A 17,591-nucleotide genomic window follows, 5' to 3' on the forward strand; every position below is an offset into this window, starting at 1 on the left:
AAGAACATGTTCTCATTTACGATTAGGTATATATCTAATTCGTATTCTGCTTAGCCGATTCTCACGATCAGCTACCGCTTTCTGTTGAGGTAACGAAGGGTAAGCTACATTTGTCAGATAACTAGGACTCATGCAACTGCCCGGACTCCTTGTGACGCCAATTTACGAATACCAAGGACAGTGCAATTAACGTGAGGATAATCCCAAGTACTCGAAATCCCTCAAAGCTGAAGTTATCTCCCATTACGCTGCTAATGAGTAATGAAGAGAGAATGGTTCCCAGGTATCTTGAGGTATTAAATATTCCAGATGCTACACCTATAATTTCTTTTGGTGAACTTTTGAATAAGGCCGCTTGCATAGCGACACTGTTTAACCCGTTGCTAATACCGAATGCAGCTAAAGCCAGACACACACTGATAACCGGTGAAGTCTGATCCAGTGTCATGATCACGATCCATACGGACCCAAATGTCATCAGGATTCCGGACAGAAGCAATGCTGGTCGAGGTCCTGATTTATCGATCCATCGTCCTGCCATTGGAGAAGCAACGAGCGAGCACAAGCCTAAGCTTAGCATGAGCATCCCGGTATGGAATTCGCTGACATGACGTACGATTTGCAAGTAGGACGGAAGCCCGAAAAAGAGAGAGTAAAAAAGCAAATTAACGACCATGAATTCGACATTGACCCAAGTCATTGCAGGATATTTAGCGAAAGTGCGTAAAGGAATAAAGGGTGCTTTCGCTTTTAACTCATGTCGCACGAAAGCTACCAGTCCAACGAAGCCAATCAGCCCGACAATAACGTTACTAAATGAAATTTGACCAGATGATTTTACGGACAATAATCCAACGAGCAGAGCAACCAGACCCACGGTGAATAGCAGAACTCCTAGCGCATCAATCAAATCAGACCATCTGCGAAAGGACATGTTGCGAGCAACGGATGTCATAGACGGAACATCATTAGGAATATGCCTCCAAGCTAATAAAAAGCTTGTCACTGCGAAGGGGATATTAACCAAAAAGATAGCAGGCCAGCCCCACCAGTGAATAATGACCCCGCCAATAAAGGGGCCAATCGCTGCAGCTCCGGATAGGAATATGGACAAGACTGACAGTGCAGTCGCTTGTTTCTCCCTAATATGAATTCGCACAATGGCCATTCCAACCGCAACCATCATGCTTGTTCCGATGGATTGCACAATGCGGAACACGATGAGCCAACCAAAGTTTGGGGATAGTGGAGCTAATAATGATGCAACGAAGGATACAACAAGCCCGCTAAGAAATATCCTCCTCCTACCGAATAAATCGCTGGCTTTTCCCATGATAGGTTGAGCGATAGCACTCGCAATGTAGAAAGAAAAAATGATCCAGGATACCACTGTAAAGTCGAGTTGGAACACATTTTGTAGCCTTGGAATAGCAACTGAAATCATTGAAGAATTTAATGGGTTCAATAGAATCCCCAGTCCAACAGAGATCATCAACCACCTATTGCGAATACTCATTTTTATCCCTCCGATCTGTATGTTAGTGTCATCATCGTACTTGAAATCATTTATTTATTCCAACGCATTTTGTGTTATGATTTCATTGACTCAAGGGAATAAAAGGAGAGTGTGAAATGGAACTTCTTCAACTGAAATATTTTCTCGAGGTAGCTCGTTTGGAACATATGACTGAAGCAGCACGAAGTCTGCATGTCACTCAATCGTCACTAAGCAAAACGATTGGGCGCTTGGAGGAGGATTTGGGAGTCCTGTTATTCGATCGAATAGGGAGGAAACTGCGATTGAATGAGTTTGGAACCAGATTCTATCGCCGTGCTGAAAGGGCGTTGTTTGAATTGGAACAGGGGAAGCAGGAAATTAGCGATGTGTCCAGCCAAGAACATGGCACACTCGAATTGGCAGTGACCACCGCAAGCACATTGCCTCAGATCCTTCGAGAGTTTCGGAACAAGCGTCCCGATATCCAATTTCATGTGCAAATGCTCACCACGCAGGAAATGGTTACGCTTCTTCATAGAGGAGAGGTTGATTTTTGCTTGTCCTCACCTCCTATAAAAGGGGAAGACATTGAATGTCAAATCATGTTCATCGACCCGATTCTTGTAGCTGTTCCCAAAGGGCATCGGCTTGCTAACCGAAACAGCATATCTTTGACTGAGCTAAGGGATGAATGTTTTGTTGGTGTAAAAAGAGGCTACGGTACTCGTGATCTGGTAGATTCTATATGCAAATCGGTTGGATTTGTACCTACATATGTATATGAGGGTGACGAACCTGCAAGGCTAAGTTCTCTAGTAGAAGCGGGAATTGGCATAGCCTTTATACCAAGTACGGCAAGGTATTCTGGGGAACATATCAAATATCTCAAAGTAGAGAATCATGAATTGGTACGGGAGATAGCTTTGTTATGGCACAGGAGTCGGTACATTTCGCGGGCTGCTCTCGAATTCCGTGAGGTAGTTGTGGAATATTTCGGGACGATATCCAGACAGACAAATTAATTATCCTTCATAAAACCCAGAAAAGCAGTTCACCATCAGGGGTAGCAACATCTAGAAATGGACATCATTGATAAGATAGGAATTTATATCGCAAGAATCAATATTGTTTGATCAATCAATGTTAATTTCCTGAAGTTGCCGGGCCGGAGTTGGCCCACAGTCTAACGGAGCTCGGTCTCGTTGGTGAGTATCGACTCTATCTCCATCCAATCGTGCTGGGTCACGGCAAGCCGTTCTTCGCCGGTCCGCGGCCGCCGCTGCGCCTCGTAGCAAGCGATCGAATAGGCGAGAAGGTGATCAGGTTGACCTACGTTCCAGCTTAGTTGTGCGATTGACAAGCGGCCTAAAGGGCACGTTACTTTAATAGGGATTCTCCGGCTGTAGCGGCAGTCTTGACGATTGACCTAATAACTTGTCGAGGGACAAGAACAAAGTCCCAATGAAAGTCGCTATTATAGCGGCTTTTTTGTTTTATCGGTACAAGTTGTTGTCCCGAGTTGAGGGACAACAACTTATAAAGATTACCGAAAAGGACAAGAACATGAGCCGAATACCGATAGATAATCATCTAAATATGTTTGCAGTGCACTTCATTAAAGCTAACGGGCAGGATTGCGTGGCAGCAACGCAGAATCAGTGAAGAAATAATAAAAATCTGATTTATTTAAGAGGTAGGTTTATGCAATTACTTTTTCAGTACAATTGGCAAGTCGTGATGAATGATTTCAATGATTGAAGAGAATACCAGAGGAAGAATTAATAAAGGAACGTGCAGGTGGGATGAGCAGTATTTTACGAACACTTTTTCATATAGTTGATGTGGAACAGGCATGGATATTGCTTGCGCTTCAACAAGTACCCTTAAGTTTGAAGACTACAATAACCTAGATGCAATTGAGAGAATCCCGTCTTTATCATAGACTTTTCTGCGGTCTGCACTTTGCTCGACCTGGAAAGAGCCAATTGAGCAACGGTTAGGTCAAGCCTGCAAGCGGCTTCAATTGTTCGACAGCCAGATTTCGCAGCAAACCTGCGCCAGTATGCGACCGGGACTTGGATCGCCAATCATTCGCATCGTACCTTGTGTCCGTCGTGTACGTTCCGGAGAGCAGCCTAGATGCAACGGGACCGTAGGCAATTACCCCGATGAAGTAGCACAACTTGCCCACATCGGAACATCATGGTGTACCTCTCTGAAGCTAAAATGTTATTTCAATCATATATAGAAATGAGTGATCGGCGAATGGAAGCGAACAAGGAACTGAGTATCAGCCAAGTTGCCAAGAATACCGGACTGAGCCCACACGCCCTGCGATTCTATGAGCGTGAAGGACTTCTGCTGTCCGCGCAGGTTATGCGCGGCGACAGAGGGCATAGGCGCTACAGTCAGTCAGATGTCGAATGGCTCGACATCTGTATCAAGCTTCGAGCTTCAGGAATGCCGCTTGCCCAGATCAAACGATTCGCAGAACTGGTTCGCCGAGGGCAAGGAAACGAACAGCAGCGTTTGGAAATCCTTCGGGAGCACCAACGGCGGGTTGTCGCTCAAATGGATCAATTAAAAGATTGCCTGGATCTCATAAACTGGAAAGTCGGTGTTTACGAAGAACATCTCAAGCAAGGCACCGCACAGCACCTTTGGACTGGATGTGATTCAGATGATGCGCCTTCTGATGCTTGATCTGGATTGACGCTTGACATAGAGTACGCTCTAAGTTGTACGATCCAGATATGTCAAGTTAAGAAAGGAATGGTAACCATTAATCAACAACAGAATTCAAGAACAGCGCAGCATTCAATCGGCTCAGGATTCGGCTATCGCAGCACCGCTGAAGAGGTACTGCTCAATCTCGATTTATCGGGGCGTACGGCGCTTGTGACTGGGGGATATTCGGGGTTGGGCTTGGAAACGACGCGGGCGCTTGTCAAGGCAGGAGCACGCGTCATCGTGCCGGCTCGCAGGGTGTACACCGCAGAACAAGCTCTCTCTGGTTTACAAAACGTAGAGATCGAGGAGTTGGACCTCTCGGATCTTGCAAGCGTCCAAGCGTTCAGTCGTCGGATTCTCGGCAGGGGCCGGGGTCTGGACATGGCTATTCTTAGCGCCGGGATCATGGCTTGCCCAGAAACGAGAGTAGGGCTCGGCTGGGAGGCGCAATTCGCGATCAACCATCTCGGGCACTTCGCCTTAATCAACTCGATATGGCCAGCGTTAGTTGCCGAAGGAGGAGCGCGTGTCGTATCCGTGTCATCGGGCGCCCATCACATTACCCCGATCCGATGGCATGATGTTCAGTTCAAGCAAGATTATGACAGGTGGCAGGCGTACGGGCAATCCAAAACCGCCAACATCTTATTCGCCGTTGAACTCGACAAGCGCGGCGCAAGTCAAGGGGTTCGTGCCTTTGCGGTTCATCCAGGGTCCATTCTGACTCCACTCCAGCGCCATTTTTCGAAGGATGAATTGGTCTCCTTTGGCTGGATTGACGAACATGGAGCGCCTGCGGATCCAAGCTTCAAGACACCTCAGCAAGGCGCTGCTACACAAGTATGGGCTGCAACTTCTCCCCAGCTCATAGGTCTTGGCGGGGTCTATTGCGAGGATTGTGACATCGCGGAACTCGCTCGAGAAGGTGTTCCGAACGGTGTCAAGGACTATGCTGTTGACCCTCAGGAGGCTTTGCGATTGTGGAATCTTACTGTTGAACTCACATCAGTCGACATTTCGGGTTCATGAGAACGTCACTGTTCGAATGAAGAGCCGGAAGGCACGTATAGATGTAAAAGCGGCACGTTTGTTATTAGAGTCAAACGCACCGCTCTGCATCTTCTCCAGTGTACCCTCAACAAGAAATTTAGCGATTTAACAAAGAGCCCTCTCGTAAAGGAGGGCTCTAAAAGTTGCCGTTACAGACAGTGCGGAAAACATATCACAAATAGTGGTAAAGCGGAGGGCTTTTGCAATTGAGAGAAGACGATGGCCACACCAACTTATACGTTATGCGGTTAAGAAGCTTGCAGCTTGTGGAGGGGTTGCGGTTAACGTTAATCCTCATCGCTTTCGTCATACATATGCTTGCCATTTATAATGGTGCCCCATTAGATTTCATTCAAGGAATGCTGGGATCACGAGAAGGCATCAACGACACAGTTCTACGCTCAGTTACGCGTGGAACCGTCGGCGGGAATTATATAGGCGGTACTTCTAGGGCCAGAGGCCCCGCTGAACTTAAGGGCAGATTTGCGACGTACCGAATGAAAGCAGTGTTCTTCTCAATTGCTAGGAAAATGGTACCATTGTAAAAATAAGATCTAAATGAGGTGATCTTGCCTATGAATTATATAAGTCCGAATTGGAACACATCCGTACTCATTACCATTGATACGCAAAACGACTTTACCTTGCCGAATGCTCCTGCCCAAATTAAGGGCACTATTGAAGTATTACCGAAAATGAGGTCTTTGCTAGAAAAGTATCGTGAAAAAGGACTACCGATTGTCCATGTAATTCGTTTGTATAAAGAAGATGGTTCAAACGTCGATATTTGCAGGAAAGAAATGGTTGAGGAAGGTGCCAAGATTGTCGCTCCAAATTCAGATGGTGCCGAATTAGTCAGTGAAATCCGCCCATTAAACTATAATTCTCTGGATGCTGACAAGCTGTTGAATGGCGAGTTTCAGTCGATTGGGGAAAATGAATGGGTTATGTATAAATCACGTTGGGGTGCTTTTTACAAAACAGACCTGGAAGGTTTCCTCAAAGAGCGTAACATTGACACCATTGTATTTACAGGGTGTAACTTTCCTAACTGTCCACGAACATCGATTTACGAAGCCAGTGAACGTGATTTTCGTGTTGTGATGGTCGCAGATTCCATGTCACAAGTTTACGATAAGGGTATTCAAGAAATGAAGAATATTGGTGTTTATGTTTGTATTTCAAATGATGTTATGAGTTCATTAAAATAATCCATAGTTGAACTATCGGATACTTTTTCGTAATGAGCGGTTGCTTTGGCAGCTGCTTTTAACGTTTCATCTTATTGGTCGCAATAAATATTTCGCTGGGGAGGTTGTTTAGATGAATGTTGTGGTTACAGAGAACAATGATCATTGGAGACAGCAGTTTAGCGAGGAATCTCAAATAATAAAAGATATTTAAAACGTTCCAGATCACGAAGGACGAAACGATCCATTTCGACGACCGCGAGGTTGAGCGGAATGCAATTCGGGAGTGGGTAGGTTCGCCCGCTAATATTGCAGATCGTGCTCTCGGTCGCTAGGGATGACTTCTTCCCAGCGCGGATAGCGTATTGCTGCAGGGTTACGACGGAGACGATAGTTCCATATGGTTTAATATTTTAAACAAACAAATATTAGAGGTGTTGAAATGAATATAGATGTCAATAAAGCACTTGTAAAAAGTTACTTGAAGATGTGGAATACGGGGGATGTGACGATCGCCGACGAAGTTCTTTCCCCTACTTGGATGGATCATGCGCATCCAGAAGTAATTGGAACAGAAAGTGTCAAACAAGCAGTGCTGAAAGTTCGAGAAGTATACCCGGAATTCCGAATTACAATTGAAAGCATATTGAGCGAAGGAGACCTTGTGGCAGTACGTGGCATCGTTGAGAGAGAATCCACATCACGAGTTATGTGGTTTGTGAGAATAGAGGATGGTAAAATGAAGGAAATGTGGACAGGTTCTGAGATGAGCTGATGCTGCTGTTCCATCAAGTTTATCAAAATAGTAAGTCATAAAGAAGGAGCCTTTGTTTTTCGACAATGGCTCCTTCTTCGCTTTCATGTTTTACTTAAGGCCACAAGATGGAAGGGGTCGTTGGGAAGTTAAATTTTTATAAAAGTCAAAAGTTGGTGACCGGGGTAGACAAGGCATTTGTATACCTGAAATGATTCGCAATTAGAACATAATCCGATTACCGATTAGATAAGCATCAAACTACATTTCACTATACTAATTCATTAAGCTAACGGGCAGGATAGTTGATTTAAACAAAACTTTACCTTGAACTTCCTCCTGGTCAACTATACGATCTTTATAGATGAAGGTATAAAAAAAGGAATTTTATCAAGAGTTATATTAGTCACATATTCGCCTAATCGATAGTTAAGGGGAAATTGTATGTTTGAACAAGTAGATATAAACAGTATCCTCAATGATCTTCATGAAAAAGGCTTAATTGATAACACTGTTATTGCAACCAGAAATAGGACTGGTTCTACAGATGGGCGGGTTTATATTCTTTCAGAGCACAGCGAATCGAAATACGTTTTAAAAATAGATCACTCGAACCAAATTATTTTGGCGGAACAATTTCTTAATACACATCGGCACATTAATCTTTTGCCTAAAATTCTCTATACTGATCCAGCAAAAGAGTATATCGTATATTCATACATTGCAGGTACAACTCATACTGCCAATGGTTTAAAAATCAATTGGTTGACAACTTTGGCGAGAGAGCTCTTCAATCATTACGAAAAACATCTACATACAGACAAGTGGGGAAGACTAGGATCACCGGTTCAATCCTGGCGTGAATGGAACATTCGGAGTTTAGAAGATACGAGAAATAATTGGGGAAGCCTTTTACCAATTGAGGATTATTATAGATTGGAATCCATTGTTGAAAGAATATCCAAAAGTGCAGAGAATGAAGCAAGATTTTTGCTCCATGGAGATACTGGTGTCCATAATTTTGTATTTCTTGAACACTCATTAGTTGGTGTTATAGACCCTTCGCCAATGATTGGCCCTTTGTTATACGATTTTACGTATGCTTTTTGTTCCTCTCCAGAAGATTTAAACCTAGAAACCATATTGCCTGCATTCAATTTGCTGAATCATGAACCTTTGGAGAGATCAAGGCTTATTGAAGAAGTTATCTTTCAAGCTTTATTGCCGTATTGGTATCTGTATTCAATTCCATCCGCATGATTTAGAGAGCTATCTAAAAGCGTGGAAGTACTGGAAGGCCCTCCCCATCAATTAATCTTTGACCTCGCAATTTGTGCTTTATAGCGTTTTTTGGCATAAATCGTTTATTAAGCTAACGGGCAGTTTAGTACAGATAGAAACATCTAATATATTGTGCTTATTCAGTTGAATGGAGGGTCTGCTATGGGCATTAGGAATTATCTGATTGGTGGCGTTTCCGGCGCTGGCAAAACTACGGTCTGCAACGAATTGCAGCAGCGCGGCTACCATGTTATTCATGGTGACCGTGAATTGGCTTATCAAGGCGATCCGGAAACGGGTACCCCGACGGATGGCTTTAAACCCGAACACCACATTTGGCATGTTGATAAAGTAAAAGCATTGGTGGACAATCAGGATGAGGCGGTAACATTTTTCTGCGGTGGTTCGCGGAATTACCCCAAATTCATCGACCTCTTCGACGGCGTGTTTGTCCTTGAAGTCGACCTGGAAACCTCTCTCCGGCGGATTGATGAGCGAGTGGCGCTGGACCCAACTGACTGGGGTGGCAGACCAGAGGAACGGGAAATAAAGGCGTTCCTAAAAACGGGATTATAATCGACGCCACCGCACCGATCGCGCACGTCGTTGACGAAATTCTCCGTCAAATCGAAGCAAATGAACGCCAATGACAGTAACTTACGGGCCTCAAGGACACAGCCCAATACATCAGTGCACCCGGATATGATTAGCACCATCCACTGCGTTAACGGGAAACGATAGTTGAATAAACGACTAAAACGAAGCTGCCGGCACTGATCGGCAGCTTCGTTATTAGCAGTTGTAGTTATCATTCTAGTTGTTTTTCTAAAAATTAATGAAGGTGGCCGCCAAGAGGTATGGTAAGTGGTAAGATAGTGGTAAACCATGAGATATTGGATGTGACAAGACCGTGATGAAGATAGTTCAACCCAAGTCCTTCTTCCTAAGAGGAGGAGATCAAGCGGTATTATTATTACATTCTTTTACAAGCAATACTCGTGATGTAAAAGAACTGGGAAAATTCTTGAACCTTCATGATTTTTCATGTTATGCCCCTGTTTATGAAGGTCATGGTTTAACTCCTGAAGAATTAATTTCCACCAGTCCGACGGAATGGTGGGGGAGTGTAGAAAAAGGGTATCACTTCTTGATCAAGGAGGGTTATGCGCAAATTGCGGTTATAGGTATATCTTTAGGGGGAATACTTGCTTTAGACGTAGGAAAAACATTCAATGTTAATGGTATCGTAACCATGTCTGTACCATATAAAAAAGAAATGAGTTCCTTAAAAGATCGGCTAATCAAATACGCAAGAGCTTTTAAGCAATTTGAAGGAAAAGATGAAAAAGAAATATCCAGAGAAGTGGATGAATTGGAAAAGTCTTCAACTCCATGTCTAATCCATTTTAAACGTTATATTGACAAGACCATGAAAGAGTTAGATAGAATTAATCAACCAATAAGGATCTTGTACGGAGAGTTAGACGAATCTTTGTATAAAGAAAGTGCACATTATATATATAATAGTGTGTCTACAAATAATAAATCAATTCACGGTTATTCTAATTCTGAGCATTTGATGACACTAGGAAGTGACCAGAAATTAATTCATGAAGACATACTATCTTTCCTCAAGCAATTAAATTGGTAAAAGAGGGGCCTTTTGTGCTGCAGCTGCACATGCCAGATGCTGGACTGGCGGGCAGCACGATTTTGACCGGCAGCGGGAAGGGATCCCCGGTGATCTGCAGAATCGTTCGTGCCGTGTCGAAGGACAAGAACATAGTCCCATTGAAAGTCGCTATTTTAGCGGCTTTTTTGTTTTATCGGTACAAGTTCTTGTCCCGAGTCGAGGACAAGAACTTGTACCGATTGCCGTAATGGACAAGAACATGAGCCGATTACCGATTAGATAAGTATCTAGCTATATACCTACGACAGTACATTCATACGTTTATGTATTTTCTACCCATTTAGCAATTTCCACACAACATTTTCCTTTTTATAGATTCATGCGCAGGGTTAGGTAAGTGGCAGCAGCAGAAAATCAACAGCCTATGGAAATATGTAGCTTTACTAAAAAGTAAAGCGGTTTTTATACTAAAGAGCCTACGAAGTCTGATGCTCGCTTGGAGTTGGTGAATTGCACAATAAACTAACCAACCACAGAGCGAATGACCGTAATGGCAATAAAATGAGGATCATGGTGATAGCAATCGTGATGGCCGTGATCAAGAGGGGGGGATTGAGCAGTAACCTGACATCGATCGAGTTTTACGTATGATCTTTACTGTACCAGGCAAAGGAACTAGAGCATGAGCAGGTTTAAAGATGTATAGTCCCAACCTTTGAGGAATCAATTTAAAGCGCTTTCAATTATCATAAGAAACCGGGGGATTACATTAATGTCAAAAAGGATTATTTACGCAAAAAGAAGCGCTATATCCATTCTTTCACTCATGTTGGTTATGGTATCGCAATGGTGGCTCGCGGCTCCTGCAGATGCACGAGTGGACAAAGCGTTCGGAGAGCCGGTCTCCATCGGTTCCCCGATTGAGAACGTAGCTGTTTTTGACGCGGCTTTCGGAAACGAAGATGGCCGAGATGTCATGTATACGACGGTAACTGGCAAGCCGGCCATATTCCAGGTGGTAGATCTGGTGAGCAGGGAGGTGCTGCGCAAATTCAGGCTTGAAGGAACCGAAAGCTCCTGGACGCATGTCACTCTGCCGGACGGTACGGTCTATATTGGCGGTAACGGTAAGCTGTATACGTATTCGCCTGTAACGAAGGAGTTGCGCGACCTGGGCGGGATTGGAGAAAGTGTCGTATACGGACTGACGTATGACGAACAGGGCCGGGTATATTTCGGTTCTTATCCAAATGCCAAGGTTGGACGCTACGATCCCTCCACCGGCGAGATGAGGGATTACGGCAACGAAATGCCTGGTCAAAGTTATACCCGGGCCACAGCCTATCATAATGGATATCTGTATGCAGGTATCGGTATTCAGGGAAGCCTTGTAAAGGTGAACGTGGATACGGGGGAAAAGGAACAAATTCCGCTGCCGACACATGGTGGTGCGGTGGAGACTGCGCAAGTGTATCAGCTTGATACAGCAGGTAAGTATATCGTAGCTGGCTTGAGCGGAGGAAATAACGCTCTGCTGTTCTATGACACGGAAGCCGGGGATTGGAGTGATACCTATTTTTTGGACAATAAGGGAATTCGATTATCGTTTGGCGAGCCGGGCAGCAACAAAGTATATTTCGTACAGAACAACCGGTTGATGGAGCTCGATCTCATCACAATGGACGCGGTCGACACCGGAATCGAATATACCACCTACCTTCGCAATACCGCGTGGGTCGAGATGACGAACGATCCGGAGCTCCCGGGAAAATCGCTGGCTACCGTCATGTGGTCGGGAGCGGTGGCTTACATGAATATGGAGACGAAGAAGGTAAAGTCGGTTACCTACCCGTTCTCCGGTAATCCGATTCCGATTCAGACGCTGGAGAAAGGGCCGGACGGCAAGCTGTACATGAGCGGTTATCCGGGTGGGAAAGGGGCTGCATATTCCCCGATTTCCAGTGAAATTGAAACCTTCTCTTTAGGACAGGCGGAAGGCATGGCTGCACTCGGTGACAAAATGTACTTCGGTCTATATCCGGGAGGTTACATCCGGGAGCTGGATGTGAACCAGCCGATTCAGGATGGAGTCAATCCGAAGGAGATATATAAAATTCCTCACGAGGACAGACCGTTCGCCATGACGTCTGGCGAAGGTAAGCTGTTTATTGGCACGATTCCGGACTACGGAGAACTCGGCGGGTCGCTGACCGTGTATGATCCGTCACGCGGTCCTGAACAAGGATTTACTGTCTATGAGGACGTTGTACACAACCAGTCGATCGTCGGCCTTGCCGTCCACAACGGAAAGCTTTACGGTTCGACTACCATAGCTGGCGGCCTTGGAATCGATCCAACGGAGACAGCGGCCAAAATATTTGTATGGGATATCGCCAGTGGAAGGAAGCTTCAAGAATTCGTTCCCGCCATCCCGGGTGCATCCGTTCAACCTAACATGATTGGCGGACTAAGTATCGGTCCTGACGGATTGCTCTGGGCAGCGGCGGATGGGACGATCTTCGCCATGGATCCGGAGACAATGGATATCGTGAAAAGCGCCAATATTTATCCGTCCGTATCCAATTATGGAAGATGGCGTCCGGTTCACATCCGGTGGAGCGAAGACGGCTACATGTTCACGACGCTTGCGGGCAGGATAACCGTAGTCGATCCAGAAGATCCGGAAGCTGCGGTCACGCTCTCGTCAACGCAATTGATGACACTTGGCGAAGACGGGCATATCTATTATTCAGATGATACATTACTTAAAAAAATCGAAGTGACGAAGGGAAGCGGAGCTGTTCACATCCCGATCGAGATCCCTCTATTGAACGGAAGCTTTGACCAGCCTCTTGATTCCGGCGTGATCCCGGGCTGGAGCTCCTTGTTTAATATAACGCCAAACGTGTCTTTTGGGCTGAGTGATGAGCAGACCGTAAGCGGGCCGAGTAGCCTGAAGATAAAGGATACTTCCACGACGGAAACGGTTGCGGTCGCATCCGATTCCGTTCCCGTGAAACCGGGTACGGCGTATTCGGCGAGATTCCATGTTTACTTGCAGGAAGGACGTACCCTCGCTTCATTGAATTACTATGATACCAACCATAAGCAAGTCGGCGGGACTTCGCTTCAAATTACCGCAGGAAACGGAAAATGGCAGCAGCTTGAGATGAGCACCGTTGCTCCGGAGAATGCAGCTTACGTCAGGCTGGTCTTTTTCTGTTCCCAGTTATGGATGACGAAGGCGTATTATGATGATGCATCCATAACCTATATGGAGACGGTCACGCCGGATCAGCTGCCGGAATTAATCGAATCTCGAATCGATCAAGGTGAGATACAATACCCGCTGTCGAAGCAGCTTTCTAATGCAATCCGTCAAGCACTGTTTCACTATAGAGAGGGCCGCCTCGAACAAGCGGTTCATCAGTTGGAGAATGCACTGAAGCATCTGGATCGTTCGGGGGAAGGAGACATCGAGGAAGGAACCCGGATATACGTTCAAAGCGTACTTCGCGCGTTCATCCAATCCTGGCGTTAAATAGATAAACGGATCAATTATCGTTGATCCAATGAAGAGAGCTGGAATTCACCCTTCCATGCTCTCTTTTTTATACGAGCTCAGTTGGCACTTAGCCGCTAAGTGGCGGGGGACAAGAACATGGTCCGACGGGCGGCGAACAGCAAAACGGGATGGAGGTCAAAACATATCTCCCCCTATATCCCAATACTGTCACATTAAATTATAGAGCACGCTTTCATTGTGAACCATGGTTATCAAGTCATGGAATAGCACGAAATAGACACTAGTGTGCACAAAAAAATGACGCACCAATTGTGCGTCATTTACGTTTTCATTCATAGTTATTTATGGACTGTTGATAGAAAACACGTTCTCTCCATTGCGTGGGGGTCATATTAAAGTGTTTTTTAAACTGCTTTGAAAATTCCATCTGATTGTCATATCCGACTCTATTGGCAACTTCTTTTATGGTCATGCTGCTCTTCTTGAGAGATTGCGAAGCCATCTCCATTTTAAGAGAAATAATAAATTGCTGCGTGCTTATGCCGCAAATGCTTTTGAAGATGCGTGCCAGGTGACTGCGGTCTATGTTTAAAAAATGGGCAATTTCGGAAACGGCTATCCGTTTGTGCACATTGCTTCTTATATAGTTTTTGGCATAAGAGACATAGGTTTCTGCCGTATTCTCATCTTTCGTCAATAATTTGCCCTTCGTAAGCGCCGCGATAAACGGCCAAAAATGGCTCATGATCGTTTCAAAGTCAGTCCAGCCTAAATCGATTATATTCTTCAGCGCGTTTCCGACGCCGTTATCATCATTTATGACGTGGTTCTCGTGCGAGAAGCCTGTCACGGACATCATCTTCTCCGAGAAGCTGCCGTCAAACTCTATCCAGCGATACAGCCACGGATCATGGTCATCCGCCTTATAATAAGCCGTTTGTTTCGGATAGATCAGGAAAAACTGTCCCGCGTGTACTTGATAAACTTTTTTATTAATATGCAACTCGCCATGCCCGCTGTAAATGTAATGGATGAGATAGAAGTTACGCGCCGCGGGCCCGAAGGAATATCCGTTATCGCACTGCTGTTCCCCATATTGCATGGGATAAATATCGGATGAGATTAAAGGACTTTTAGCATAATAGAGTTTCATTGCATTCAGCTCCCGGAACTACTATATCACATTTCCCCATAATCACTCGATAAAAACACATTTATCTACTCCACTATTTATCCTATCATAACAATAAAAATGCAACTTGCGAGGAGGATTTCTTATGGAGAAAGTATCAGCTAAGGTTACATCAAGGACAGCGCCGGACAAGATCACGGATCCCGACTACATGTTTCCGGCTTTCTCGAACGGCAAGGTGCTTCTGAATAAAAAGCAAGGACGCCTCCCTGCCATGGGCTGGAACAGCTGGAATGCCTTCGGCAGCAAGAACAACGAGGCTCTCACAAAGACGATGGCGGACGCGATCGTCGATTTGGGACTTGCGGAGTTGGGATACAAGTATGTCGTGCTTGATGACGGCTGCTATAAGTCCGAACGCGTCAACGGATTGCTTTCTAACGAATCGATTAAATTTCCAAGCGGCTTTAAGGCGCTATCCGATTACATCCACGGCAAGGGACTTAAATTCGGTATGTACAACGATATAGGGACACATCTTTGCGCAGGCTCCGCGGTAGGCACTTGCGGCTTTGAGGATGTCGACACGAAGTCTTATATAGAATGGGGGGTTGACTTTATCAAGGTTGACAATTGCTACTACCTTTGGGATAACGCCACGTTCTCGGCCTCGGCAAATGCCAAATATTCCTATGCCCCGAATATCAGAAGCATAACGGTTATGGGCGAAAAACTGAACATTACTTTAAATGCGGTGAAGGACGGTGTGCTTCTAGGCCAGGGCGCATACAAAAACAGTGGCGACTATGTAACAAACATCGGTACCTTCGACGGAACAAACGTGGGGACAACACCTGTGGGCGACCGCTGGGGAGAGCTGGCGTTTACCGTGAACGCGCCAGCTGGCGGAAACTACACCATAACCGTCAATTACGCAAGCGGCGAGGAGAATGGCACGGGACGCTGGCTTCAGCTTGCGGTTGGAAGCGCAGAGAATGAAACCCGATATTTTGATGATTTGCTTCCTCTTACCGAAAGTACGGCTGCCTTTACAGATTCGGAAGAAATAACGGTTTCCCTAAATGAGGGAGAAAACATCATCCGTCTTATGAACCATAGAAGGCAGGAAAATACCCTTAATTCCTATGCGGTTTTGCTGGAAGGCTTGAACAAGGTTGACCCTAACCATGATATTGTATTCTCCATCTGCGAATGGGGGAAAACGCAGCCGCAAAACTGGGGATATAAGGTTGGAGACTCCTGGCGCATTCTTAACGATATAACCTTCAGCGTCGGCTCCGATGGCAATCCGGGCTCCGCCGAATGGAGTTCAAACCATACCGCAAGCATAACCTCGCAATATAGCAAGGCGGTCATTATGGATGAGTTTGCCGGGCTTGATAAGGGGTGGAACGATCCCGATATGCTTGTCATCGGTATGAACGGGATCACGACGACCATGAGCAAAACGCATATGACGATGTGGTGCATGATGAATTCTCCGATTATGCTTGGAATGGACTTAAGACGGATTGCAAAGGGCGACGAGCTATGGAGGATTATTGCGAACAAAGAGGTCATCGACTTGAATCAGGATCCCCTCGGTGTCCAAGCCAAAAGAATTTACTGCTCTATCGACCATGACAATCCCGATACGGCCTATATTGCGAATATCAACCGGGTTGATATTCTGGCAAAGCCTCTTGCGAACGGAGATATGGCCATATCCTTTATCAATCTCAGCGACTCGAAAGATACGAAAATGCACTCCGTTGATGTAAGCCGCATTATCGATTATCTTGGGCATAAAATGGTTGATGCTGAAAAATTCAAACATGCAGCAAGCTATTGCCTAAAGGATTTATGGACAGGCGAGGTTACAACGAGGATATCAGAGACCTTTTCTGTTACAGGCATTGACGCCTATGACAATGTTACCCTAAGAGTTACTCCTGTATAGTAAGCTGATGATTGAGGATCTTGTTACTACCGAACAGTTTGTGACCATGGTCTTTAGAAGCATAAAAGGCCATATAGAGCCAACGCGCGGCAGTTGGTCGTCAGGCTATATGGATTACGCGTTGTATAAAGGAATAATCGAGGACTATGATCTAACCAACATAAGCAAACCCATTGAGCGCCGTTCCGCTGCAAGAATCGTTCACGAGACCCTGCTGACAGAATTCGGAGAAAGAGACGAGCATGATTGGTCGGCGGCAGAATATCTTAGGGACTTATATTCCTGCCGTACCTGCGTCATGCATATAGCGCAGATGTATGTAAAAGGTATAATGCACGGACGTGACCCATACCTGTTCGATACAGCGGGCAGCTTAAATCGTGTGGAAGCCGAAGAAGTTGTTGCGAGAATGCTTGATAGGGAGCAGCGTATGCCTCACACAGGGGGAAGAGTATTTCTAAGTACACATCTGACCCCCGAGGAAGCATGGGAGCTTATGGTGAATGACCCTACGGCTATGCTAGTAGATGTGCGGACGAATGAGGATTATCGAACAGGGCATATCCGGGGAAGCATTTGTATACCGTTACAGGATATCTCCAATAACCCGTTCTCGGTATGCGTGCGAAAGGATACTCCGGTAATCCTTTACTGTCAAATGGGGTATAAAAGTTCTATAGCGGCACAAGCCCTTATAGATGCAGGTTACAGCAGAGTTTATACAATTCCAGGAATAGAGCAGTATTCGTATCCTTTAATATAGGAGACCGGCTGCTTCCGCTGTCCTCATATCGACGAGAATTACCAGTCAAAGTTATTGGTGTTACGGGTAGTAAT

The 17,591-nt window shown here is 45.4% G+C and carries 15 protein-coding genes; 13 read left to right on the forward strand and 2 right to left on the reverse strand.

Going from position 1 to position 17,591, the window contains the following annotated elements; genetic code table 11:
- Positions 1-121: 121 nt before the first annotated feature.
- The gene (locus C7820_RS07140; protein ID WP_116230353.1) at positions 122-1,516 is read right to left on the reverse strand and encodes an MFS transporter; all 1,395 of its coding nucleotides are present in this window, start codon (positions 1,514-1,516) and stop codon (positions 122-124) included.
- Between the two features lie 116 nt (positions 1,517-1,632).
- Here C7820_RS07140 and C7820_RS07145 point away from each other — a divergent pair, with 116 nt between their 5' ends.
- The 11 genes from C7820_RS07145 to C7820_RS07210 all read left to right on the forward strand — a co-directional run bounded on the left by C7820_RS07145 (position 1,633) and on the right by C7820_RS07210 (position 13,677).
- Entirely contained in the window at positions 1,633-2,520 is an 888-nt protein-coding gene (locus tag C7820_RS07145; protein ID WP_116230354.1) for a LysR family transcriptional regulator, read from the forward strand.
- Between the two features lie 149 nt (positions 2,521-2,669).
- Positions 2,670-2,843 carry a dihydrofolate reductase family protein gene (locus C7820_RS07150; RefSeq protein ID WP_258875150.1) on the forward strand — a complete coding sequence of 58 codons (174 nt, stop codon included), beginning with the start codon at positions 2,670-2,672 and terminating at the stop codon, positions 2,841-2,843.
- Positions 2,844-3,300: 457 nt separating this feature from the next.
- Entirely contained in the window at positions 3,301-3,408 is a 108-nt protein-coding gene (locus tag C7820_RS33795; protein WP_251677588.1) for a hypothetical protein, read from the forward strand.
- 355 nt (positions 3,409-3,763) lie between these two features.
- Positions 3,764-4,201: a MerR family transcriptional regulator gene (locus tag C7820_RS07165; RefSeq protein ID WP_116230356.1), complete on the forward strand. Its 438-nt coding sequence runs from the start codon at positions 3,764-3,766 to the stop codon at positions 4,199-4,201.
- A gap of 69 nt (positions 4,202-4,270) precedes the next feature.
- Positions 4,271-5,257 (forward strand): SDR family NAD(P)-dependent oxidoreductase, encoded by a 987-nt coding sequence (locus C7820_RS07170; protein ID WP_116230357.1) that lies wholly within the window; start codon positions 4,271-4,273, stop codon positions 5,255-5,257.
- A gap of 596 nt (positions 5,258-5,853) precedes the next feature.
- Positions 5,854-6,489 carry a cysteine hydrolase family protein gene (locus C7820_RS07180; RefSeq protein WP_116230358.1) on the forward strand — a complete coding sequence of 212 codons (636 nt, stop codon included), beginning with the start codon at positions 5,854-5,856 and terminating at the stop codon, positions 6,487-6,489.
- A 421-nt stretch (positions 6,490-6,910) separates the two neighbouring features.
- Positions 6,911-7,243 carry an ester cyclase gene (locus C7820_RS07185; RefSeq protein WP_116230359.1) on the forward strand — a complete coding sequence of 111 codons (333 nt, stop codon included), beginning with the start codon at positions 6,911-6,913 and terminating at the stop codon, positions 7,241-7,243.
- Between the two features lie 423 nt (positions 7,244-7,666).
- Positions 7,667-8,482: an aminoglycoside phosphotransferase family protein gene (locus C7820_RS07190; protein WP_258875151.1), complete on the forward strand. Its 816-nt coding sequence runs from the start codon at positions 7,667-7,669 to the stop codon at positions 8,480-8,482.
- 183 nt (positions 8,483-8,665) lie between these two features.
- Positions 8,666-9,079, forward strand: coding sequence for an AAA family ATPase (locus C7820_RS07195; RefSeq protein ID WP_220376642.1), 414 nt, complete (start codon positions 8,666-8,668; stop codon positions 9,077-9,079).
- A gap of 337 nt (positions 9,080-9,416) precedes the next feature.
- Positions 9,417-10,154 (forward strand): alpha/beta hydrolase, encoded by a 738-nt coding sequence (locus tag C7820_RS07200; RefSeq protein ID WP_116230360.1) that lies wholly within the window; start codon positions 9,417-9,419, stop codon positions 10,152-10,154.
- A gap of 754 nt (positions 10,155-10,908) precedes the next feature.
- A complete protein-coding gene (locus C7820_RS07210; protein WP_116230362.1) occupies positions 10,909-13,677 on the forward strand; it encodes an FIMAH domain-containing protein in 2,769 nt (922 codons plus the stop codon).
- 313 nt (positions 13,678-13,990) lie between these two features.
- Here the strand turns inward: C7820_RS07210 and C7820_RS07215 are convergent, their stop codons facing one another.
- A complete protein-coding gene (locus tag C7820_RS07215; RefSeq protein ID WP_116230363.1) occupies positions 13,991-14,815 on the reverse strand; it encodes an AraC family transcriptional regulator in 825 nt (274 codons plus the stop codon).
- 124 nt (positions 14,816-14,939) lie between these two features.
- Here C7820_RS07215 and C7820_RS07220 point away from each other — a divergent pair, with 124 nt between their 5' ends.
- Positions 14,940-16,754 carry an alpha-galactosidase gene (locus C7820_RS07220; RefSeq protein WP_116230364.1) on the forward strand — a complete coding sequence of 605 codons (1,815 nt, stop codon included), beginning with the start codon at positions 14,940-14,942 and terminating at the stop codon, positions 16,752-16,754.
- Between the two features lie 109 nt (positions 16,755-16,863).
- The gene (locus C7820_RS07225) at positions 16,864-17,517 is read left to right on the forward strand and encodes a rhodanese-like domain-containing protein (RefSeq protein WP_181908958.1); all 654 of its coding nucleotides are present in this window, start codon (positions 16,864-16,866) and stop codon (positions 17,515-17,517) included.
- Positions 17,518-17,591 lie beyond the last annotated feature (74 nt).

The sequence above is a fragment of the Paenibacillus sp. VMFN-D1 genome (assembly GCF_003386155.1).
Lineage (GTDB): Bacteria > Bacillota > Bacilli > Paenibacillales > Paenibacillaceae > Paenibacillus_AQ > Paenibacillus_AQ favisporus.

Coding starts and splice junctions, on each gene's coding strand:
- C7820_RS07190 (WP_258875151.1), top strand. CDS start 7,667: ATGTTTGAACAAGTAGATATAAACAGTATCCTCAATGATCTTCATGAA.
- C7820_RS33795 (WP_251677588.1), top strand. CDS start 3,301: ATGAGCAGTATTTTACGAACACTTTTTCATATAGTTGATGTGGAACAG.
- C7820_RS07140 (WP_116230353.1), bottom strand. CDS start 1,516: ATGAGTATTCGCAATAGGTGGTTGATGATCTCTGTTGGACTGGGGATT.
- C7820_RS07180 (WP_116230358.1), top strand. CDS start 5,854: ATGAATTATATAAGTCCGAATTGGAACACATCCGTACTCATTACCATT.
- C7820_RS07220 (WP_116230364.1), top strand. CDS start 14,940: ATGGAGAAAGTATCAGCTAAGGTTACATCAAGGACAGCGCCGGACAAG.
- C7820_RS07145 (WP_116230354.1), top strand. CDS start 1,633: ATGGAACTTCTTCAACTGAAATATTTTCTCGAGGTAGCTCGTTTGGAA.
- C7820_RS07185 (WP_116230359.1), top strand. CDS start 6,911: ATGAATATAGATGTCAATAAAGCACTTGTAAAAAGTTACTTGAAGATG.
- C7820_RS07170 (WP_116230357.1), top strand. CDS start 4,271: ATGGTAACCATTAATCAACAACAGAATTCAAGAACAGCGCAGCATTCA.
- C7820_RS07225 (WP_181908958.1), top strand. CDS start 16,864: ATGGATTACGCGTTGTATAAAGGAATAATCGAGGACTATGATCTAACC.
- C7820_RS07165 (WP_116230356.1), top strand. CDS start 3,764: ATGGAAGCGAACAAGGAACTGAGTATCAGCCAAGTTGCCAAGAATACC.
- C7820_RS07210 (WP_116230362.1), top strand. CDS start 10,909: ATGTCAAAAAGGATTATTTACGCAAAAAGAAGCGCTATATCCATTCTT.
- C7820_RS07195 (WP_220376642.1), top strand. CDS start 8,666: ATGGGCATTAGGAATTATCTGATTGGTGGCGTTTCCGGCGCTGGCAAA.
- C7820_RS07200 (WP_116230360.1), top strand. CDS start 9,417: ATGAAGATAGTTCAACCCAAGTCCTTCTTCCTAAGAGGAGGAGATCAA.
- C7820_RS07215 (WP_116230363.1), bottom strand. CDS start 14,815: ATGAAACTCTATTATGCTAAAAGTCCTTTAATCTCATCCGATATTTAT.